We start from the raw sequence: 22,234 nt of genomic DNA on the forward strand, positions 1-22,234 counted from the left end.
TACATAAATCGGGTAGCAGGTATTGTCTAGCTATCGGCCCCCACACCACCCATCGTGCAGGTCCGCAATGGGTGGTTCCCTATCCAAAATGAATCTCTATCCAACGATCGTATCGAGCAGATCTTCATTTGAACTGAGTGTCATGGCAGTGCGCTACCTCAACTTTATCCAACTGGAAACATATCGGCAGGCTAGCCCTGCCTTCTAACTCGTGGAATTTGAATTCAGGGCTTCACCATGTCCAAGGTATTAATCTTGGCATTAGGCTACTATGCCGCCGGCTGACTTCTGTTTAATCACCTTGATCATTACTGACCGAGGCGCCGCCGTGTTCCACCACTTTTTTCTATCTCCGCGACGGTGGCTAGCGAGTTGGGCCTACTTATGAATCAGCGGCCACGCTGACAGCTTCAAAGCAGCAAGCTAAACAGATCTCCCCAGATAAGAATGTGAACTTTCACTACACAACTGCATCATTGACTCTACCCGTTAGATCACCCGGCTTCGATGCCCCTGGCCACCTCGCCTCCAGACTAAGCGTTGTATGATGTTTCGGTCCGCCAGCTCATAGCTTTACTAGCCGCTTCCTCCCCACAAGACCTCACGGTATTGCAGTTGCCATTCGCTAGTAGTTAGCATTTAATGGAACCCATTAAATGGTGATCTTCCTACAGTGGGCTATCACCCTATTAGTCCACGCCCAAGCTTGGCGTACCAAGTAAACACATCGAACGCACTCGCGTGCGCACGGTACTTTAGACGTTATAAGCCTAGTGAGCATACGTCTTATGAGGTCAAATTTTAGTAGATAGTTTAAGGTTAATTAGATGCAAGTGCCAAAAGTGTTTTTCTCTTATTCTCATGATAGTGAGGAACATAAAGCCTGGGTTCTAGCGCTAGCAACACGTTTAGAAGAAAATGGGGTTGCTGTGACACTCGACCAATGGGATCTGGGAGCTGGCGATGATCTTCCCTATTTTATGGAGTCTGGTCTAACAGATGCGGATAGAGTCGTTTTAATATGTACGGAGTCGTATGTAAAAAAAGCCAATGACATGCGTAATGGTGGTGTCGGTTATGAAAAAATGATCATTACTGCTCAAATAATGACAGATCTGGGGAGCAACAGGGTAATTCCAATAGTTGTTAATAATGACTCACAAAATAAGACTCCTACGTTTGTTTCTAGCAAGCTATATTTAAGCTTCGAACCATTAGATTACGAAAATAGTTACTGCGAGCTCATTAGCAATCTTTGGGGAAAGTCTGTAAAACCAAGACCAAAGAGAGGTTCAAGCCCCTTTGCTAGAGAAGCCTCTCCTATAGCTCCAATCACTTTTGATATGCCAGCATCTTTTAGTAATCCTGCTACAAAGTCCAAAGTTACTGTTAATCCGACAGACAATAACGGTCAGTATTGGGTTGGGGAGGGGGAAATGGCTTTTGAATTGAATTGGTCTAGGTGTAGTTCAGGCTCTATATGGATATACAACAAGCCTGAATCTATTCATTCCTTATCTATAGTTCCCAGGAGTTTCAAAGAAATTTCTGAGATTGATGATGCTACAGATCCATCATTTTATCTTGAGGAGCAATGTTCTAATTTAGAAGTTGGTGAAATTGCAATTTTACAGAACACCAATGGTTATTATTTAGCGTTAAAAATAGAGCAAGTGCTGTATAGATCTAGGCATGATGATGATAAAGATGAATTGACTATTAGCTACGTAATTGCGCCGGCTAAAAGTACATCATTCTCAAAACATGTGTGAAACAGTATGTTACGTGAAGTGTTTGGCTTATAAATCGCGTAGCCGGTAGTTTCTAGCTACCGGCCTCCACACCACCCATCGTGCAGGTCCGCAATGGGCGATTCTCTATCCATAATGAATCTCTACCCAACGATAGTGTCGAGCAGATCTTCATTTGAGTTGAATGTCATGGCAGCGCGCTACCTCAAATTTATCCGACTGGAAACATATCGGTAGGCTAGCCCCGTCTTTTAACTCGTGGATTTAGGTTCAGGCCTTCTCCCTGTCTAAGGTATTAACCTTGGCATTAGGCTACTATGCCGTCGGCTGGCTTCTGTTTAATCTTCTAGGCCACTACTAACCGAGGCTCTGCTGTGTCCCACCACTTTTGTCTATCCTCGCGATAGTCGCTAGCGGGCTGGGCCTACTTATGAGTCAGCGGCCCTGCTGACAGCTTTACAACAGCAAGTTAAACCGATCTCCCCAGATAAGAACGTGAACCTTCACTACACAACTGCATCATTGACTCCACCCGTTAGATCACCCAGCTTCGGTATCCTTGGCCACCTCGCCTCCAGGCTAAGCCTTATAGGATGTTTCCGTTCGTCAGCTGGTAGCTTTACTAGCGGCCTCCTCCCCACAAGACCTCACGGTCTTGCAGTTGCCATTCGCTAGTAGTTAGCATTTAATGGAGCCCATAAAACGGTGATCCTCCTGCAGGGTACTTTCACCCCATTATTCACGCCCATGCTGGGCATACCAAATCAAAGCACTCAGACGCAGTAAGTCTGCTCCGGCGCTTGAGGCGTTATGTGTAAGAATCGAGATATGAGAAATTTCTTAATATGTGTTCTTTTTTTCTTCGCTTCTTTTGCAGTGGCTGATATGCCTTGCACGAAGGAAAATGAGTCAAAACTGTCTCAGGTTGAATCTGATCTAATTGTAGTGAAGATACATTACCTAGAGAGAAACGAAATTGCCTACGAAATCTTTTTTCCCAGTGAATTTCAAGGTAAACAATTAAAGAGCACAGAGTTTTGGTCCGGCAACTTAGATTCGCCATCGTTAATGCTGGGGCTGGCTTCAACTCGGAGTGGTGAAAAGTACTATTCAGCTATTAGCACGTTAAAGAGCTGGGACAAAAGCATCTATGTTAAAGCAAATTATGGCGCCTGCATTTATCTGGGGCGACGTGTCAAAAGCACATAGACCGGGTAGCAGGTAGTTTCTAGCTGCCGGCCCCCACACCACCCATCAGCACAGGTTATCTTAGCGGTATGCAGTGGAACTACTATAGGTGGGACGATGAGAGCACTTAAATATATAGGCCTTATATTGGGTACACTCTTAATCTGGTTAATATTGATTGTTGTTACACGACAGCTGGCTTATGACGTGCTCAGCTTTCTAGCTGCTAGCATCACTAATAGTTGTGCATATGGGTCGTCATACTCGTGCGGATATTTTGAATGGGATAAAGAACTTAAAATAGCATCGTACGTTACTTATACGGTTCTTTTCATATTGTTAAGCTATGTTTCGGCAATAATTTTGAGAAGTGGCAAATCAAGAGAAATAAAAATTTTAGCTGTTGCCTGCTTCATTTTGTCGTTTCCAACCTATACAAGCTGGGGGGTAGCTTCAATTTGTGGCGGTTTTGGTGGTTGTGCAACAGGTTACTATATAGATGTAGTTGTTCCGTTAATTATGACCGCTGGTATTTTTACTTTACCTAGCATTTTAATGGCCATTTTTATTGTCTGGGTGTATATGCGCATAAATAAACTATCGATTTAAATGCATAAATCAGGTAGCCGGTAGTTTCTAGCTACCGGGTTCCACACCACCCATCGTACGGGCCCACAATGGGCTGTTCCCTATCCGTAATGAATCTCTACCCAACGGTAGTGTCGAGCAGCTCTTCATTTGAGCTGAGTGTCATGGCAGTATGTCACCTCAACTTTATATCCAACTGAAAACATATCGGTAGGCTAGCCCTGCCTTTTAACTCATGGAGTTAGATTCAGGCCCTCACCCTGTCCAAAGTATTAATCTTGGCATTAGGCTGCTATGCCGTTGGCTGACTTCTGTTTAATCACCCTGATCGTTACCATAAAGATCTAGGACGGCCAAAGACTGGGGGGAGGTGCCGGCAATAGAGCTAGCTCCCTCTCTGGCGGCTCTTTCTCTTTGGTTTACAGGTAAAGGAGATTAAATACTTGGAATTGGTCTTCAGGCTATTGGGATTGCTGTTTTTGGATAAAAGGGCGGTAATCGTGCTGTTGAGTACTTGAGGCCGGGGTAGATTAGCAGGGCGTAGCTGAGAGGAGGCGCCGACAGTCGCTTATACCGTGCAGAAGATCTAGGACAGCCAAAGACTGGGAGGTGGTGCCGGCAATAAAACTACCTCCCTCTCTGGCGGCTCTTTCTCTTTGGTTTACAGGTAAAGGAGATTAAATACTTGGAATTGGTCTTTAGGCTATTGGGATCGCTGTTTTTCGATCAAAGGGCGGTAATCGTGCTGTTGAGTACTTGAGGACGGGGTAGATTAGCAGGGTGTAGCTGAGAGGAGGCGCCGACAGTCGCTTATACCGTGTACCCAGCGTTTATCGAGTTGAGCACAAACTTTTTGTACAACCTCTACCGATCCCACCAAGCCTTTAAAGCGACTTTCAAAGTTCCGGCTGAGATAGAGCCAGTGCTTGGGTGAAATGCCGAGTCGCTCCAGAATAGGAGGTATGTTTTCGGCAATACAACCCCGTTTTCTTGGGTCTAAATGCCGGCCGCTCCAGTCCACTAACTCCAAATAGTGGTCCAGCTGGAAAGGAAGCCCTTTCGGCATATTCAAACGCTCACCGCCGACAAACGGAAGTAGATTTTTGGGCTGCTTACCAGAGACTGCCGCACGAATACGCTGTTGAATCGAAGTGTAATCAGACTCTTCAGGTGTCTGGGCAATATTGGCACGGATGGGGTTAAGGTCTACATAGGCCATACAGGCGGCGAGTGCTCTTTCATCCAGTAAAGCCTGAGACTTAAACCGGCCCTCCCAAAAACGGCCGGTACAGTTGTCTTCAGCATTGGCCTGGCGGGCGATAGATTCGTTTAAACAGCGCATAAACCAGCTGATATCCATTAGACGCTCCCGCCATAGGGAAACGACCTCTTTTAGCCTGTCTTCCTCAGCGTGATCGAGAGTATCGCCCTGAAGGTAGCGCTGGGCCAAGCCAGAGGCTTTGAAGAGTTTTTTCCAGCGAGTAATTACCTCAGAAAGAGACCACTAGTTAGCCGATTTTGTGTCGATATAGAGCACTATATGGTAGTGATTACTCATTACTGCATAGGCGGCAATATCTAGCGCAAACGCCTCGGCTAACTTATGCATACGGCTTTCAATCCATTCGCGCCGATGCTCGTAATCTTTTCCGGATTCAGTATCTCTGCCACAGAGAAATGCACGCCGTACACAGCGGGAGACACAGTGATAGTACGGTGTTGCATCAAGAGATATCTGGGTGCTTCGCGGTAGAGTCATCGGCTGCACATGTATTTGCATGTATGAATATCCAGTATTTTGTGGGAGTTCAATCTTTTGTCAATAGGATTGGCGGTTTACACTTTCTGTTTGCTGGGTGTCCAGGATTAACTGGTTGTTTGGTGGGTGTCCAGGATTAACTGGTTTATAATTTGGTGGGTATCCAGGATTAACTGACTACCCCATTAGTTCACGCCCATACTGGGCGAAGCACGATCGCCCACAAAACATGCGGACTGGACAGCCCACGCTTCACCTCGGCCGCTCGAGTGTTGAGCATTATGCGGGAAATCTAATACGATGAAGAGAGAAGGGATTTATTATATAAAGCTAAAAAAGCCGTATTTCGACTTATCAAAAGGCGATTTATTGTATATCGGAAAAGGCAATGATGTTGATTCTCGCCTTAAAGCTGAGTTGGGTTTAAAATCCAGCCATGCAACCTTTTTTAGATCTTTAGGCTTATTATTAAATAAAGAGGTTGCTGAAAACTCCGGAAAGAAAGGCACTGGTTACAATTTTAAGTTTAAAAAACCACATGAAATTGTTAAGTGGATCGAAGAATATGTTGAGCATGAAGTAAAATACTGTAAATGGAGGGAGGTAGAGGAAAAAGAAATACGCAAGCACAAACCTTTGCTTAACATTGTATACAATACGCAAGATTGCCATTCAGAGCTAACCAGCTTAAGAAAACAAGCTCATGAAATTGCCAAAAAGTAAAGTATCGCATAAATCGGGTAGCCGATAGTTTCTAGCTACCGCCCCCTGCGGGTCCGCAATGGGCAGTTCCCTATCCGTAATGAATCTCTACCCAAAAGTGAGGCGCTGCTATGTTCTACCACTTTTTTCTATCTCCGCGATGGTGGGGCTAGCGGGTTGGGCCTACATATGAATCAGCGGCCACGCTGACAGCTTGACAGTGGAAAGCTAAACAAATCTCCCCAGATAAGAACGTGAATTTTCACTACACAACTGCATCATTGACTCTACCGATTAGATCACCCGGCTTTGGCTCCCCTGGCCACCTCGCCTCCAGGCTAAGCCCTATAGGATGTATCTGTCCGTCAGCTCATAGCTTTACTAGCTGATTCCTACCCACAAGATCTCACAGTATTGCAGTTGCCATTCGCTAGTAGTTAGCATTTAATGGAAACCATTAAATGGTGACCTTCCTAAAGGGGACTTTTAGCCCACTCCCATACTGGGCGTACCAAGGACCTGTAATTTGACCTCCGTCCGCTGTCACCTTTTTTGCAAAAAAACTGCACAATAGGTGTCAATATCCTCCGACAATTGAAGGGCCGCTAGCGAATATCACAAGGAAGAAACATGTTAGCAACACATCAGGATGCCGAAAGGCGATATGAATCATTTAGAGAAATGGCTAGAGACGCCATATTGAAAGAGCTTCCCTATACCGATAGAAACAACATTCGTCTCAGTAACATTTGTCAAAAAGCCCTAATGCAGGCAAAGCTATGGGATGAAGACCCCAATAGGCGAGTTGATTGGCCTTGGGATAGTGGCTATCAGGATTATTCATATAGAAATCCCAAGCGATTTGAACTGGCCACCTGGTATGGAAATACCCTTGCAGGCCTAAGCTTAGGTAGACCTAGCTACGCAGGCACACGACTTCGCCTAGAATTTATCGAATCTAGGCCGTCTTCAAGTCCTCTTAGAGGGCGGATTGTTCCTATAACCATCTCAGTTGCCGAGCTGTATGCAAATGTTATTGGAGCTGATGAATTACGCATAATTGACCCAATTGATGAAAAATTGATCGAATACTATTCGTCATTCGGATATACATACAGCAAAGCTGCTAGTGAAAAGAATCACAAGCACTATCTTGTGAAGGCCATCTCATGAGCAAGAACGAAAGAAAAAAACCATTAACTCCTGAAGAGCTTAGAAAGAGAGCTAAGAAGATTCTTCAAGATAACCCAACATACATAAATGATGAACCATCGGTTGTCGGATCACCAGAGACACTAACTGAAGAGATTGAGGATGATGATGAACCAACAAACGACAAAAAGTGATAAAGAGGCTAAATCGGAAGAAGAAGCAAAAAGAAAGATCGCCCAAAAACTGCATTCTTTACCGATTAAATCAAAACCGCAGGGCCCACCCCAGCGCTAAATCGGATAGCCGGTAGTTTCTAGCTACCGGCCCCCACACCACCCATCGTACGGGTCCGCAATGGGCGGTTCCCTATCCGTAATGAATCCCTACCCAACGAAAGTCTCGAGCAGGTCTTCATTTGAGTTGAGTGCTACTTCTGAGTCGGCGGCCACGCAGACAGCTTCGCAGCAGTAAGCTAAACAGGCCTTCCCAGACAAGAACCTGAAGTTTCACTACACAACCGCATCATTGACTCTACCCATTAGATCACTTAGCTTCGGAGTCCTTGACCACCTCGCCTCCAGGCCAAGCCTTATTTGATGTTTCTGTTCATCAGCTCGTAGTTTTGTTAGCGGCTTCATCAGCACAAGACCTCACGGTATTGCAGTTGCCATTCGCTAGTAGTTAACATTTAATGGTCCCCATTAAACGGTGATCTTCCTACAGGGGAATTTCAGCCTACTATTCCGCGTCCATACAGGGCGTACCGAGTCAATGCAGCCGACCGCTTACGCATTGACTGATTGAGGCGTTATACTTCATTATGATTTGCCCTAAATGTGAATATCAAAGAAAATCCTATGACAGGTCACCGGAGTGGCAATGTCCCTCATGTGGTGTCGTTTATCAAAAATATGAAAGTATCAAAGAAGACATAATTGCTCAAAGAGAACAGTGGAAGCAAGAGGATCAAGACGTAGAGCAAAGAATTGCAAGCTTTCGACCATTTGCAAATTTATGTTTCATCCTATGTTTTAGTTACCCCATATACTTTTTGCTCGCAAGTAAAAGTAGCTTGGGGGTTATTTGGCCAATAATTTTGGGCGTGTCTTTAATTTTTCTGTGTAAAAATATGATTGCTACTGGAATCTTTCTTCGTAGAGGATTTATTTTTACTCCCAGAGAGAAATACCCTACATATTTTAAAGTCGAATTGATTGCTGTAGTTTCAGGAGGTCTGTGGTTGCTTTATGCTGGTTTTTCCAACTTTTTCAGGGCTACCTGGTGAATGTGTCAATCGGGTAGCCGATAGTTTCTAGCTACCGGCCCCCACACCACCCATCGTGCGGATCCGCAATGAGCTGTTCCCTATCCGTAATGAATCTCTACCCAACGATAGTGTCGAGCAGTTCTTCATTTGAGTTGAGCGTCATGGCAGTGCGCTACCTCAACTTTATACGACTGGAAACATATTAATAGGCTACCCCTGTCTTTTAACTCATGGATTTAGGTTCAGGCCTTCACCTTGTCTAAGGTATTAATCTTGGCATTTGGCTACTATGCCCTCGGCTGACTTCTGTTTAATCATCTTGGCCATTACTGACCAAGGCGCTACTGTGTTCCACCACTTTTTTCCATCACCACGATGGTGGCAAGCGGGTTGATCCTACTTATGAGTCAGCGGCCACGCTGACAGCTTCACAGCAGCAAGCTAAACAGATCTCCCCAGATAAGAACGTGAACTTTCACTACACAACTGCATCATTGACTCTACCCGTTAGATCACGTGGCTTCGCTGTCCCTGGCCACCTCGCCTCCAGGCTAAGCCTTATTGGATATTTCGGTCCGTCAGCTCGCATTTTGATAGCGGCTTCCTCCCCACAAGACCTCATGGTGTTGCAGTTGCCATTCGCTAGTAGTTAGCATTTAATGGAACTCATTAAGCGGCGATGTTCCGATAGGGGACTCTCACCCCATTAGTCCACGCCCATGCTGGGCGTACCAAGTATGTTAACTGACACAAAACACCTTTGGTTTTTTCTAGACTTGCAGCTACGCTGCTCGCCGATTACAAGTGCGCCATGCAAATTCATCACATACATCACGGAAAGTTAAATGAAAGAGAATGAATCTTTAAGTGAAGATCTGGCAATACTTGAAGAGCATCTTTCAATAGATAGTGAAGCGTTGCCTAAATTAAGCTCATATGATCGCGGATCATTTCATGAAGTTGAGTTTAGTTTTTTAACTTCATTAATTGAGCATAACCCCAAGAAAGGCACTCATATATCGAGTGGGTTTGATTATGAGGATTCTTACAACAGAAATTATCTTGATCTTTTTAACACATTGATAAAACTATCTAACGAATTAGATATACTTAAAAGTGTATCCTCATCAATTGATAAATCAGGGAATGAGACTATCTCATGTAAAATTAACGATTCTGAATTCTCTTGGATTGGCAACTCATGGAATGAATATATGGATTTGAATGTATTGGAATCGATGATTAGCACGCTTAATAATCAACTTAATGGCTCATACTATTTGGCCAGCGTTTCGAATGAAGAGATTCCAGTAATTTACTCGGATAAAAATGCGATAGAAAGTATATCTAGAATCCTCAAAAAATCTGAAGAATTAATAAATAATGATTTGCACCCACCAAAACAACTATTGAAAGCTACCTTATCTAAACTAGATAGACAGAACAAGTTTTGTTTTCAAATGTTTGTAGTATATGAACAAGCTTCCGTTTTGATAGCATCTCTTGAAGAATTGGATCGAGAAGTTACTGGAAATATCAATAAAGAATTATCTACCTTTCATTTTGCAGCTAAAGAATACATTGACAAAGGTCGTCAGTTAACAATAGATGGAACTGAAAAGGTCGACGCTTCGGTACTTTTAGAAATAAAAGAAGAAAAAATTCACAGAAGCTGCAGAGGTTTACAGAAATTTAATGATGCAGATATTACTTATTTATGCGATGGCGTCGCTGAAAAATTGGCATATGCGACTTCTAATATGGATAGGGTTAACTTCTAAGAAATGCATAAATCGGGTAGCCGGTAGTTTCTAGCTACCGGTCCCCACACCAACCACAGACGAGCCCGCAATGGGCGGCTCCCTATCCGCAATGAATCTCTACCCAACGATAGAGCCGAGCAGTTCTTCATTTGAGTTGAGTGTCATGGCAGCGCGCAACCTCAACTTTATCCGACTGGAAACCTATCGGCAGGCTAGCCCTGTCTTTGAACTCATCGAGTTTGGGTTCAGGCCTTCACCCTATCCAAGGTATTAATCTAGGCATTTGGCTACCATGCCGTCGGCTGACTTCTGTTGAATCATCCTGGTCATTAATGACCGAGGCACTGCTATGCCCCAACACTTTTGTGTATCCCCGCGATGGTGGCTAGCGGGTTGGGCCTACTTTTAAGTCAGCGGCCACACCAACAACTTCACAGCAGCAAGCTAAACAGATCTCCCCAGATAAGAACGTGAACTTTCAATACACAACTGTATCATTGACTCTACCCGTTAGATCACCCAGCTTCGGTATCCTTGGCCACCTCGCCCCTAGGCTAATCCTCATAGAATATTTCGGTCCGTCAGCTCATAGCTTTACAAGCCGCTTCCTCCCCACAACCCCCCCAGTGTTGCAGTTGCCATTCGCTAGTAGTTAGCATTTAATGGAGCCCACTAAATGGTGGTCCTCCTACAGGAGACCTTCACCCTAATAGTCCAACCAAGCGCCTGCAATCTGACCTCCGGCAGTTGAGGTGGGCATTATGTGTCTTTGAGAGATTAAGTATGGAATTTGAAAATGAAAGCGAATTTGAGTCTTACCTTCGAGGCTTGATTGAAACCAGAATATGTCCTAATAATCCTGATTTGGTTCTTTTCGAAAATAAAAAGGCCGTCGATATTCTTATTTGCCGTAATGGTGAAAATCCAGCCTTATTTTTTCTTGAGGTGAAATACCACAAGCAATCTCATGGTCGCTTAGCCTTTGGAAGTTCTAGCGGCGGAGGGTTTCAGCCAGAGATAATTTCTAAAGCTCCCGATTATTTTGAAGCTAATCTAATGTGGCTAATATCTGGCGAAGGGTATTCTGATAATGGTGTAATTTTTACCTCTTCTTCAGTTATCAGAAATTACCTTTCAGGTGGATCGGTTGGTGAAAAGTTCAACAATATCCAAAAAAAGATATTTCGCGAAATTAATGGCTATAACGAAGATGAGTTAGTTAATAGAATTGAGTCATGGCTAGTCAACTCATAAATCGGGCAGCCGGTAGTTTCTAGCGGCCCCGCACCACCCATCATGCGGGGCCGCAATGGACGGTTCCCAATCCGTACTACCCAACGATAGTCTCGAATAGCTCTTTATTTGAGTTGAGTGTCATGGCAGTGCGACACCTCAACTTTATCCAACTTGAAACATATCGGTAGGCTAGCCCTGCCTTTGAACTCATCGCTTTTGGGTTCAGGCCTTCACCCTATCCAAGGTATTAATCTAGGCATTTAGCTACTATGCCGTCGGCTAACTTCTGTTTAATCACCTCGGCCATTACTTACCGAGGCGCAGCTGTATTCCACCACTTTTTCTCTATCCCCGAATGGTGACTAGCGGCTTAGGCCTATTTATAAGTCAGCGACAACGCTGACAGCTTCACAGCAGCAAGCTGACCAGATCACCCCAGACAAGAACGTGAACTTTCACTACACAACTGCATCATTGACTCTACCCGTTAGATCACCCGGCTTCGGTAACCTTGATCACCTCGCCTCCAGGCTAAGCCTTATAGGATGTCTCTGTTCGCCAACTCGTAGTCTTGCTAGCAGCTTCCTCTCCACAAGACCTCACGGTATTTCAGTTGCCATCCGCTAGTAGTTAGCATTTAATGGAACCCATTAAATGGTGATCCTCCCACAGGGGACTTTCACCTCATTGGTCCATGTCCATGCTCGGCGTACTAAGGCCATCGCCCAAGACCTCTAAACCGATGCGCGGTTTTTCGGCCGATTATGACGGTATTAGATGTACGAGTATACTAAGAGGAATAAAATTGAAAATAATAGTAATTGGATTTTTTCTTTCTGTTATGGCTAATGTGAGCCACTCTGTTGAACTACTGCAAATTCCAGCAAATCCAGATAAAGGGTTCAATTACCCGTACCTGATAAAACTTCCAGAAGTAGTGTCAAATCAGGATAAAACCTTTTTGATTGTCGAAACCAATAACACAGGAAAAGTTTCTGATGATTATGATATCCATCTTGAAGCTGCCAAAAATGCAATTATAGGTAATGCAGTTGGACCGTGGTTGTCTAAGAAGTTGTCCTACCCCATATTGATGCCGGTATTTCCTCGGCCTGAGTCGGCATGGCAAGTTTATACCCACGCGCTTGATAGAGATTCTATGCTGGCGAAATCCGTACCTCTCCAGAGATTAGATCTGCAACTTAAAGCAATGATTGAAAATGCATACGATATACTGCATAAACGCTCGTTAAAGCTCCAGGATAGAGTCATACTGACTGGTTTTTCGGCATCTGGAACATTTGCAAATCGCTTTTCACTGTTACATCCCGAGATTATTGAAATAGTTGTTACTGGAGGGCTTAACGGTACATTGATGTTACCTACAGCCTCACTTGATAGTCATAGCCTGAAGTACCCCTTAGGCATAAATGATTTCAATCAAATAGCAGGTAGAAATTTTAATCTAGCTGAATGGTTGACTATTAAACAATTTCTATTCATGGGTGAAAATGACACTAATGATGCTGTGGCATTTGATGATGCATACTCAGAAGAAGAACGTTTGGTAATCTATGAAACTACGGGTAAATCGATTCATCCAGAACGCTGGAGCAATTCCCAAGAAGTCTACAAGAAGTATGGAGCAAATGTGACTTTTCGTACTTTTAAAGGCGTAGGCCATGGCACCAATGAGGCTGCACATAGCGAGTTCCTAGCATTTGTGCAAGGCAACATCTAAATCGGGTAGCCGGTAGTATCTAGCTATCGGCCCCCACCACCTATCGTACGGGTCCGCAATGGACGGTTACCTACCAGTTATAAACCTCGACCCAACGATAGTGTCGAGCAGCTCTTCACTTGAGCTGAGTATCATAGCAGTGCGCTACCTCAAATTTGGCCGACTGGAAACATATCGATGGGCTAGCCCTATCCTTTAACTCATGGAGTTTGGATTCAGGCCTTCTCCATGTCCAAGGTATTAATCTTGGCATTAGGCTAGTACTCCATCAACTGACTTCTGCTTAATCACCATAATCATTACTGACCGAGGCGCTGCGGTGTCCCGCCACTTTTGACTATCCCCGCGATGATGGCTAGCGGGGTGGGCCTATCTATGAGTCAGCGGCCATGCTGACAGCTTCTCAACAGTAAGCTAAACAGATCTCTCCAGATAAGAAAGTAAACTTTCACCACACAACTGCATTGTTGACTCTATCCACTAGATCACTTGGCTTCGGTGCCCTTGGCCACCTCACCTCCAGGCTAAGCCATATAGGATGCTTCTGTTCGTCCTTGCTAGCGGTCTTCACCCAACAAGACATCACGGTATTGCAGTTGCCATTCGCTAGTAGTCAGCATTTAATGGAACCCATTAAATGCTGATCTTCCTACAGGGTACTTTCACCCTATTAGTCCACGCCCATGCTGGGCATACCAAAAGTATCCAGCCGCCTACTATGTACGTTATATTCCACCCAACTTCAACCCCGCCTCTTGGCGACACGCTTGTAATAATTTTGTAACGGAATTCTCATTACGCATGGTTCTTGCTATGGCTACCGCGCCGATGAGCATCGCAGTTACTGACAAAATGTCATCCTCGCTGCAATCAACATAACTTCTTGCGTATTCCAAAATTGCTTTATTCATACCATTGTAAACGTTTGCATAAGTTGCTTTTGTTTCTTCATCATGCATAACTATGTCCGTAGCCAAAAATGCAAGCGGACATGGGTATTTACCCCGCACATGCTCTAAGCTAAGGTATCCATCAAGTAGCAGGCATAGCCACTCTTTATCGGTGGTGCCATCTGGCTTAAGTTCGGCAAGCTTAGTGCCATTGACTGCAAATTTTAAGGACTCACGATACAACACTGCCTTGCTATTGAAGTGAGCATAAAATGCCCCTCTAGTAAGCCCGCAATCTTTCATCACTCCATTCACTGTAACGCCATCAAAACCCTTGACCGTGAATAGCCTGAATGCGCTTTCAAGAATTCGTTTACGAGTAGCTTCCTTATGTTCTTTTGTATATGGCATGAGTTCTTATACGCCTATAATTTAATATGATCTATATCATATATTATATCTCGTTTAACATCTGGTCTTAACTTAAGTCGGAGAAAATAAAATAAACATGATCAACGACTATATTTCAAGGAGATGGGAAATTGAGTAAAATTAAAGGTAGTTGTCATTGTGGTTCTGCAGCATGGGAATTTGATCTTCCTATTAAGGCAGCAGTGAAGTGCCACTGCTCTATGTGTAGGAAGTTACAAGGCTCTGACTACAGTACATATGTTGTTATTCCCAAAAAACAATTCTCATTATCTAAAGGGAGAGACTCGATTGTCAGTTACCAAGCTACCGAAAAATCATATAAAAATTTCTGCTCCGTGTGTGGTACACCAACTCACCTTATAAATGGGAAGCATTTCCCCGACGATTTTGTATTGCCACTAGGTATAGTTAAAAATTATACAGATGAGCTAGCACCACAAATCCAAGTGTATACCACAGAAAAATCTCCTTGGTCGAATATCCATGATGATGTGCCAATATTTACCTAAGAATATAAGTCGGGTAGCCGGTAGTTTTAACTAGCGGCCCCTACACTACCCATCATGCTGGTCCAAAATAGGCAGTTTACTATCCGACCCAACGATAGTGTCGAGCAGCTCTTCATTTGAGTTGATTGTCATGGCAACGCGCTACGTCAATTTTATATCCGACTGGCATCATATCGGTAGGCTAGCCCTGTCTTTTAAATCCTGGAGTTTGGGTTCAGGCCTTCATCATGTCCAAGGTATTAATCGCGGCATTAGGCTACTGTGTCACCGACTAAATTCTCTTGCATCACCTTAATCATCACTGACCGAGGCGCTGCTGTGTTCCAGCACTTTTGTTTATCCTTGCTATAGTGGCTAGCGGGTTGAAACTACCTATGAGTCAGCGGCCACGCTGACAGCTTCACAGCGGTAAGCTAAACAGATCTCCCCAGATAAGAACGTGAACTTTCACTACATAATTGCATCATTGACTCTACCCCTTAGACCACCCGTTTCGGTGCCCTTGGCCACCTCGCATCTAGGCCAAGCCATATAAGATGCTTCTGTTCGCCAGCTCGTATTTTGCTAGCGACTTCCTCCCCACAAGACCCCACGGTAATGAAGTTGCCATTCGCTGGTAGTTAGCATTTAATGGCGCCCATTAAACGGTGATCTTCCTACAGGGGACTTTCACCCTATTGGTTCACATCCATGCTGGGTGTGCCAAATTTAGGCAAGCGGACAAATTACTACGCCTTCGATTACGTAATTTGCCGTTGCTCAGGGCGTTATGTGGGTCTAAGTCGGATCTTATTGAGAGGTGTGGCGTAATTGACATTAGCTTAAAGAATCATCCTGACACTCACTGTAGTGCTACGACAAATTTACCAGACACAATAAGTTGTTTTTATGCAGCCTTTTAATACTCAATTTACCTTATCTAGAGATTATCTTGCCGAATGCTATGATCAGTCTCTACCCTATGGGAAAAATGTCAAGCCCAATTATCTTCTTCCTACATTACTATTATCTTCTGGTGCGGGATTACTGTTATTTTCTGAGCAACCTAAGATCGCAAGTTGCACGTTAATCGCATTAGGCGTGCTGGAACTGATTCACATTCGATATCGACGAGCTTGGTGGTTAGCACGCCAGATGCTTGGGAAAAGTGCCGGTAGTGAAGTGAAATTAACCATAGATAAGGATGGAATCCAGACACAGAATCCTTATACGATAACAGCTCTGCTGTGGACAGATATCGAGCATATTATTGAAACCGAATTAGGGCTTATTTTGGTGGTTAAATCTGGGGGGCAGCAGTACTTGTCTAAATCGTTATTACCTCCTGAATTAATTAATGAGATAGTTACCAAGATTAAGGGTAAACATTGATTTCAATAAAAATTAAAATCATGCCTACAATGCAGCTAATACAATACATAACAAGTTGCCCAAACGCGACGGCCCTACAGGGTCGCCCGTTGGCAAAGCGTTATGTGTAAGAGTGTATAGAAATAATGAAACTTCAAATATTAAAATTTCTGAATGATGGTGACTTTATGGGTATACACCCAGGAGCTACCAAAACTGAAGTTATTCGCCAGATTGGAGAGCCTAAAGGATGGGCTAGCTCGTCAACAAGTGAAGAGATTAACGAATTTATGGAGACCAATATTTGGGGCTATGGAGGATGGGTAATTTGGTTCGAGAATAATTTGGTGGATGCTATCACGGGTTCTTTATCTGGTGAGGAATTTGAATATTCTGATTTCGGCGAAGAAGAGGAAGTGAAGTTTCAAGAAATCAATATTGATCAGTTTGTAGATGCTCTTGAGGAAAGTTCTATTGATTACTATCGGGCACCGAAAATATTAGAGTTTATTGATAAAGATGGAAATAGGATTCAAAGACGAAAAAGACTTGCCTTCGAAAGCATATACATGGGCACTAGGTTAGAAAGTAGGGTTACTATCGAAAACGGAAAAATACTCCAGCTCGCACATCCATGTAGCATTATTTCTCAAGCTATAGGAATGAGTTGTACGGAGAGCGCTAGAAAGAAAGGTTGGTCGCTGGTCAGGTGACTTGAAAATACATAACAAGACAATGCACTAGCCCTATACCACAGGCCTTTTTCTTATGCATTCACTAAGTTCATTGTTGCATAATAAAAAGTCCCACGGCTTAGGCTGGCGGTCTGGGCGCTCGTAGTATATCTCTGCCCAACGATAGTATCGAGCAGCTCTCCATTTGAGTTAAGTGTCATGGCAGTACGCTACCTCAACATTATCTGACTGGAAACATATCGGTAGGCTAGCTCTATCTTTTAACTCATAGATTTAGGTTCCGACCGTCACCCTGTCCAAGGTATTAATCTTGGTATTTGGCCACTATGCCGTCAGCTAACTTCTGTTTAATCACCTTGATCATTACTGACCGAGGCGCTGCTGTGTTCCACCACTTTTGTCTATCCCCACGGATGGTAGCTAGTAGGTTAGGCCTACTTATGAGTCAGCGACCATGCTGACAGCTTCACAGCAGCAAGCTAAATAGACCTCCCCAGATAAGAACGTGAACTCTCAATACACAACTACATAACTGACTCTACCCGCTAGATCACCCGTCTTCGGTATCCCTGTCCACCTCGCCTCCAAGCTAAGCCTTCTAGGATATTTCGGTCCATCAGCTAGTAGTCTTACCAGCGGTTTCCTCCCCACGATACCTTACGGTGTTACAGTTGCCATTCGTTAGTAGTTCGCATTTAATGGCGCCCATTAAACTGTGATTTTCCTACTGGGGACTTTCACCCATTAGTCCGCGTCCATTGGACATACTAAGTCAATGTTGTTCGCCACAGCATGGCTGGACTTGCTGACGCTCGCCGCAATTTGAATCGGTAGCAAAGATCGAGAAAATTAATGAAATCTATTAGTTGTGAAAACTTGAATAGCCTCTATCAATGGATGGATTTCATCGTAAATGAAAAGGACGTTTCTTTAGATGATGTAGATTGCAATTTAAAAATATTCGGCGAAAGAGATGATGCCTATTTGGTAATCAATATATATGAAGGCGAATCCAATTCGACTGAATATTATTTCAAACCGGATGACCCTGAGAATGGTCTATTACCACTTACCTCAACTTTAGCTGAATTTAATTTCTCAGTTAAGGAAATGTTAGAAAAACTTCCATCTCAAAAATACACAGAGGATGATATCGGCTGTTATTCAATCTTCAAGGGCATGAAAATATTCAGAGAAATCGTGACACCCAATTAAGGCCTATTACATAAAAAAGAATACTCAAATTAACGTGAAATATTCCGTTAAACATACAACTCAAAAGCCCATCTCTGAATCATCGCTAATTATATCGTCTAAAAATACCGATAAGGCCATGGAAAAAGGAAGAAAAAAGAGAAATACTGAGGAATTTATCGAATGGAAGTAAAGGTTTTTACCTCATTTCTAATACGGGATACGATGCCAGAGTCGGAATTGGCTAGTCTTGTATCGGAGTTCAGAACGTATAAAAAATCCGGAAATGCTCCTCTACTCTTTGGTCGAGATGCCTCATACATTCGTCCAGATGCTGTACTCAAAGCAGGTATGCATTATATCCATCTAAAAAGCAATGAAAAATGGAGCTTAAATATTGTCCAGTTTCGAAGGTTGAGTAATCTACATCTTTTATATTGTCGTGGCTTTATGAATCCGAATGCATACTTGTTAATCGCAGTTATAGATAGTGCGCATGAAAGGGCTAGAAATATCAATTTCATGCTGGATATAGCTGAAATTGCTGAGGGTTTTAGATCTAAAGTCTAATGCTAAATCCGGTAGCCGGTAGCCGGTAATATCTAATTACCGGCCCCCACACCACCCATCATGCGGGTCCGCAATGAGCGGCTCCCTATCCGTAGTGAATCTCTAAACAACGAAAGTGTCGAGCAGATCTTCATTTGAGCTGAGTGTCATGGCAGTTCGCTACCTCAACTTTATCCGACTGAAAAAATACCGGCAGGCTAGCCCGGTCTTTTAACTCGTGGATTTAGGCTCAGACCTTCACCGTGTCCAAGGTATTAGCCTTGGCATTTGGCTACTATGCCGTTGACTAACTTTTGTATAATTACCATGGTCATTACTGACCAAAGCCTTACAATGTCTCACCACTTTTATCTATCCCCACAATGGTGATTAGTCAGTTAGGCCTACTTATGAGTCAGCGGCCACGCTGGCAGCTTCACAACAGCAAGTTGAACAGATCTCCCCAGATAAGAACGTGAATTTTCACTGCCCAACTACACCATTTACTCTACCCATTAGATCATCCGGCTCCGATGTCCTTGGCCACTTCACCTCCAGGCTAAGCCTTATAAAATGTTTCTATTCGCCAGCTCGTAGTCTTGCTAGCGGCTTCCTCCCCACAAAATCTCACAGTGTTGCAGTTGCCATTCGCTGATAGTTAGCATTTAATGGAAACCATTAATCGGTGATTTTCCTACAGAGGACTTTTACCCCATTAGTCCACACCCATGCTGGGCGTGCCAAATTTAGGCAACTGAACAAATTTACCAGACACAATAAGTTGTTTTTATGCAGCCCTTTAATACTCAATTTACCTTATCTAGAGATTATCTAGCCGAATGCTTTGATCAGTCTCTACCCTATGGGAAAAATGTCAAACCCAATTATCTTCTTCCTGCATTATTATTATCTTCTGGTGCGGGGTTACTGTTATTTACTGAGCAACCTAAGATCGCAAGTTGCACGTTAATTGCATTAGGCGTACTGGAACTGATTCACATTCGATATCGACGAGCTTGGTGGTTAGCACGGCAGATGCTTGGGAAAAGTGCCGGTAGTGAAGTGAAATTAACCATAGATAAGGATGGAATCCAGACACAGAATCCTTATACGATAACAGCTCTGTTGTGGGCAGATATTGAGCGTATTATTGAAACCGATTTAGGGCTTATTTTGGTGGCTAAATCTGGGGGGCAACAGTACTTGTCTAAATCGTTATTACCAGTTGAATTAATTAATGAGATAGTAACCAAGATTAAGGGTAAACATTGATTTCAATAAAAATTGAAGTCGCTCCTACAATACTGCTAATACAATACATAAATCGGGTAGCCGGTAGTTTCTAACTACCGGACCCCACTCCACCCATCGTGCGGGTCTGCAATGGGCGGTTCCGTATCCGTAGTGAATATCTATCCAGCGATCACGTAACGATATCAACCAAACACACTGAGGGTTAACTACAGTAGGTTAAACAGATCCCCCCTGATAGGAGCATGAACTTTCACTACACAACTACATCAATGACTCTGTCAATAGATCACTCGGCTGGGTGTCCTTGGCCACCTCAATTCCAAGCTGAGCCTAATAGGATGTTTCTATTCGTCTGGTCGATGTTTTGCTATCGGCCTCCTCCCCACAAAACCTCGTAGTGTTGCAGTTGCCAATCGCTAGTAGTTAGCATTTAATAGAACCCACTAAATGGTGATCTTCCTACAAGGGACTTTCACCCCATTAATCCACGCCCATGCTGGGCACGTTAAGAAAAGGCAGAACGACGCTAAAGAGCCTGCGCGTCTGCTTTGGGCGTTAAGCACCAGATCAAGTTATGAGTATCGAAAAGGAAGCTAAAGAGTTCAAAGTAAAAACAGGGATAGAACTCCCTGTATCTTTAATTGAACTTTACAAAGAAAAAGGGAATGGAGGTTTCGGCCCAGAATATGGCATGCTCGGAATTACTACTGGCCACAAAAACGACTTAGATAATTCGATCTTGAGCCTATATCAGAGTTTTTGTTCTGGAGACCCTGATGACCCCAACTGGATTTGGCCAACGGAACTAGTTCCATTTATTCATGTTGGGTGTGCAATCCACTACTGTATGGATTCTACTTTCCAAAATAATAAAGTCATTGAATTCGATCCGACAGACTATGATCCAGAGGTGGGCCCTAAAGGCCATTTCAAAGAGATTTGTCCGTCTTTTAAGGAATGGATAGCAAGCAATGTGTAAATACTTAACAAACTGATCAACTTCGCGCCTACGTGGCCAGACAGCTAAAAACGTGGCTTCGCCACATTGCCACCGCTATTGAGGCGTTAAGCGAAAAAGATATGAGTACAAAAGAGGCAATGGAAAGGCTAGGGTATACGCAGGAATGGATCGATAGAGGTGTCATCTCTGAGGAATTTCTAGCCTTGCAGTACCACGAGATAAATAATAGTGAGGACCAAAATGCAGAGCATTATAGGTGGGGTGGATTTCTCAACTATATTCGTGGAAAAAGCACACTATCAGATGATGAGATAGAAAATATATTTGCGCTTGAAGATCGTGGTCCTGACGATATCGATCTACATATTAATAGAGTAATTGAGCTGATTCAATCAGGCCTGCTAACCGATGAACAGTTTGTAAACATTGCGAACCATAATGAGATTTTAGAAAAACCGATACAGAAGATATATCAAAGGTTTGCATTACGCCGAAAAATTCGTTCAATTGGTATTGAGCTAGCTTTTGATGAAGTAAAATCGTCAACAGATACTGCAGTGCATGGGTATGTACTGGATCTTCCTGATATTAAATTGGGGCATGTCAGGTGGTTGGCGGAAAATGGCGCCAATAAGCGAGTACGTAATATTGCAAGCCAAATGGCCAATAGTCGGAGGTTCAGGGGGGATGCTTAAATCGGGTAGCCGGTAGTTTCTAGCTACCGTCTACCACACCACCCTTCATGCAGGTCCACAATAGGTGGCTCCCTACCCTTTATACATATCTACCCAACGATAGTGTCGAACAGCTCTCCATTTGAGTTGAGTTCATGGCGGTGCGCTACGTTAATTTTATATCCGACTGGCATTATATCCGTAGGCTAGCCCTGTCTTTTAACTCATAGAGTTTGGATTCAGGTCTTCAACGTACCCAAGATATTAATCTCGGTATTTGGCTACTATGCCGTCGGCTGACTTCTGTTTAATCACCTTGCCCATTACTGACCGAGACGCTGCTGTTTTCCGCCACTTTTGCCTATCCCCACAATGATGGTTAGCGGGTTGCACCTATTTATGAGTCAGCGACCATCTTGACAGCTACACATCAGCAAGCAAAACAGATCTCCCCAGATAAGAACCTGAACTTTCACTATACATCGACATCATTGACTCTACCCCCAAGATCACACAGCTTCCATGTCCTTGGCCACTTCACCTACAGACTAAGTCTTACAGGATCTTTCTGTTCCTCAG

Annotated in this window: 20 protein-coding genes; 17 read left to right on the forward strand and 3 right to left on the reverse strand. The window is 43.7% G+C overall.

The window, feature by feature from the left end; translation table 11 throughout:
* Positions 1 to 827 precede the first annotated feature (827 nt).
* From ACJJIL_RS16850 to ACJJIL_RS16860, 3 genes are all read left to right on the forward strand, one after another.
* Positions 828 to 1,772: a toll/interleukin-1 receptor domain-containing protein gene (locus ACJJIL_RS16850; protein ID WP_445360272.1), complete on the forward strand. Its 945-nt coding sequence runs from the start codon at positions 828 to 830 to the stop codon at positions 1,770 to 1,772.
* A gap of 807 nt (positions 1,773 to 2,579) precedes the next feature.
* The gene (locus ACJJIL_RS16855; RefSeq protein WP_445360273.1) at positions 2,580 to 2,960 is read left to right on the forward strand and encodes a hypothetical protein; all 381 of its coding nucleotides are present in this window, start codon (positions 2,580 to 2,582) and stop codon (positions 2,958 to 2,960) included.
* A gap of 96 nt (positions 2,961 to 3,056) precedes the next feature.
* A complete protein-coding gene (locus ACJJIL_RS16860; protein WP_445360274.1) occupies positions 3,057 to 3,548 on the forward strand; it encodes a hypothetical protein in 492 nt (163 codons plus the stop codon).
* Positions 3,549 to 4,299: 751 nt separating this feature from the next.
* Here ACJJIL_RS16860 and ACJJIL_RS16865 read toward each other — a convergent pair.
* Together ACJJIL_RS16865 and ACJJIL_RS16870 are read right to left on the reverse strand one after the other, a co-directional pair.
* Positions 4,300 to 4,977, reverse strand: a complete 678-nt coding sequence (locus tag ACJJIL_RS16865) for a hypothetical protein (protein WP_445360275.1) — start codon at positions 4,975 to 4,977, stop codon at positions 4,300 to 4,302.
* 54 nt (positions 4,978 to 5,031) lie between these two features.
* Positions 5,032 to 5,307 carry a hypothetical protein gene (locus ACJJIL_RS16870; RefSeq protein ID WP_445360276.1) on the reverse strand — a complete coding sequence of 92 codons (276 nt, stop codon included), beginning with the start codon at positions 5,305 to 5,307 and terminating at the stop codon, positions 5,032 to 5,034.
* Positions 5,308 to 5,586: 279 nt separating this feature from the next.
* Between ACJJIL_RS16870 and ACJJIL_RS16875 the strand changes: the two genes are divergently transcribed.
* From ACJJIL_RS16875 to ACJJIL_RS16900, 6 genes are all read left to right on the forward strand, one after another.
* Positions 5,587 to 6,009, forward strand: coding sequence for a GIY-YIG nuclease family protein (locus ACJJIL_RS16875; protein WP_445360277.1), 423 nt, complete (start codon positions 5,587 to 5,589; stop codon positions 6,007 to 6,009).
* 609 nt (positions 6,010 to 6,618) lie between these two features.
* On the forward strand, positions 6,619 to 7,161 hold the full coding sequence (locus ACJJIL_RS16880) for a hypothetical protein (protein WP_282933996.1): 543 nt from the start codon (positions 6,619 to 6,621) through the stop codon (positions 7,159 to 7,161).
* Complete coding sequence (locus ACJJIL_RS16885) at positions 7,158 to 7,334, forward strand: hypothetical protein (protein WP_282933997.1); 177 nt, start codon at positions 7,158 to 7,160, stop codon at positions 7,332 to 7,334. The genes ACJJIL_RS16880 and ACJJIL_RS16885 overlap by 4 nt, the downstream gene beginning before the upstream one ends.
* Positions 7,335 to 9,252: 1,918 nt before the next feature.
* The gene (locus ACJJIL_RS16890; RefSeq protein WP_445360278.1) at positions 9,253 to 10,188 is read left to right on the forward strand and encodes a hypothetical protein; all 936 of its coding nucleotides are present in this window, start codon (positions 9,253 to 9,255) and stop codon (positions 10,186 to 10,188) included.
* A 765-nt stretch (positions 10,189 to 10,953) separates the two neighbouring features.
* A complete protein-coding gene (locus ACJJIL_RS16895) occupies positions 10,954 to 11,424 on the forward strand; it encodes a hypothetical protein (protein ID WP_445360279.1) in 471 nt (156 codons plus the stop codon).
* A 787-nt stretch (positions 11,425 to 12,211) separates the two neighbouring features.
* Complete coding sequence (locus ACJJIL_RS16900) at positions 12,212 to 13,147, forward strand: alpha/beta hydrolase (protein WP_445360280.1); 936 nt, start codon at positions 12,212 to 12,214, stop codon at positions 13,145 to 13,147.
* A gap of 725 nt (positions 13,148 to 13,872) precedes the next feature.
* Here the strand turns inward: ACJJIL_RS16900 and ACJJIL_RS16905 are convergent.
* Positions 13,873 to 14,448, reverse strand: a complete 576-nt coding sequence (locus ACJJIL_RS16905; protein ID WP_445360281.1) for a TetR/AcrR family transcriptional regulator — start codon at positions 14,446 to 14,448, stop codon at positions 13,873 to 13,875.
* A gap of 131 nt (positions 14,449 to 14,579) precedes the next feature.
* On the opposite strand from ACJJIL_RS16905, the gene ACJJIL_RS16910 reads away from it, so the two are divergent.
* The 8 genes from ACJJIL_RS16910 (at position 14,580) to ACJJIL_RS16945 (ending at position 21,676) form a co-directional block, all read left to right on the forward strand.
* On the forward strand, positions 14,580 to 14,978 hold the full coding sequence (locus tag ACJJIL_RS16910) for a GFA family protein (protein WP_445360282.1): 399 nt from the start codon (positions 14,580 to 14,582) through the stop codon (positions 14,976 to 14,978).
* An 888-nt stretch (positions 14,979 to 15,866) separates the two neighbouring features.
* Positions 15,867 to 16,349, forward strand: coding sequence for a YcxB family protein (locus ACJJIL_RS16915; protein WP_445360283.1), 483 nt, complete (start codon positions 15,867 to 15,869; stop codon positions 16,347 to 16,349).
* A 125-nt stretch (positions 16,350 to 16,474) separates the two neighbouring features.
* Positions 16,475 to 17,041 (forward strand): hypothetical protein, encoded by a 567-nt coding sequence (locus tag ACJJIL_RS16920; RefSeq protein ID WP_445360284.1) that lies wholly within the window; start codon positions 16,475 to 16,477, stop codon positions 17,039 to 17,041.
* Positions 17,042 to 17,875: 834 nt separating this feature from the next.
* The gene (locus tag ACJJIL_RS16925) at positions 17,876 to 18,238 is read left to right on the forward strand and encodes a hypothetical protein (protein WP_445360285.1); all 363 of its coding nucleotides are present in this window, start codon (positions 17,876 to 17,878) and stop codon (positions 18,236 to 18,238) included.
* Positions 18,239 to 18,400: 162 nt separating this feature from the next.
* Positions 18,401 to 18,787 carry a type II toxin-antitoxin system YafO family toxin gene (locus ACJJIL_RS16930; protein ID WP_445360286.1) on the forward strand — a complete coding sequence of 129 codons (387 nt, stop codon included), beginning with the start codon at positions 18,401 to 18,403 and terminating at the stop codon, positions 18,785 to 18,787.
* Between the two features lie 768 nt (positions 18,788 to 19,555).
* A complete protein-coding gene (locus tag ACJJIL_RS16935) occupies positions 19,556 to 20,038 on the forward strand; it encodes a YcxB family protein (protein ID WP_445360287.1) in 483 nt (160 codons plus the stop codon).
* Positions 20,039 to 20,594: 556 nt separating this feature from the next.
* Complete coding sequence (locus ACJJIL_RS16940) at positions 20,595 to 20,999, forward strand: SMI1/KNR4 family protein (RefSeq protein ID WP_445360288.1); 405 nt, start codon at positions 20,595 to 20,597, stop codon at positions 20,997 to 20,999.
* Positions 21,000 to 21,100: 101 nt separating this feature from the next.
* Positions 21,101 to 21,676 carry a hypothetical protein gene (locus ACJJIL_RS16945; RefSeq protein WP_445360289.1) on the forward strand — a complete coding sequence of 192 codons (576 nt, stop codon included), beginning with the start codon at positions 21,101 to 21,103 and terminating at the stop codon, positions 21,674 to 21,676.
* Positions 21,677 to 22,234: the final 558 nt, after the last annotated feature.

The organism is Microbulbifer maximicatervae (SeqCode) (assembly GCF_052468095.1).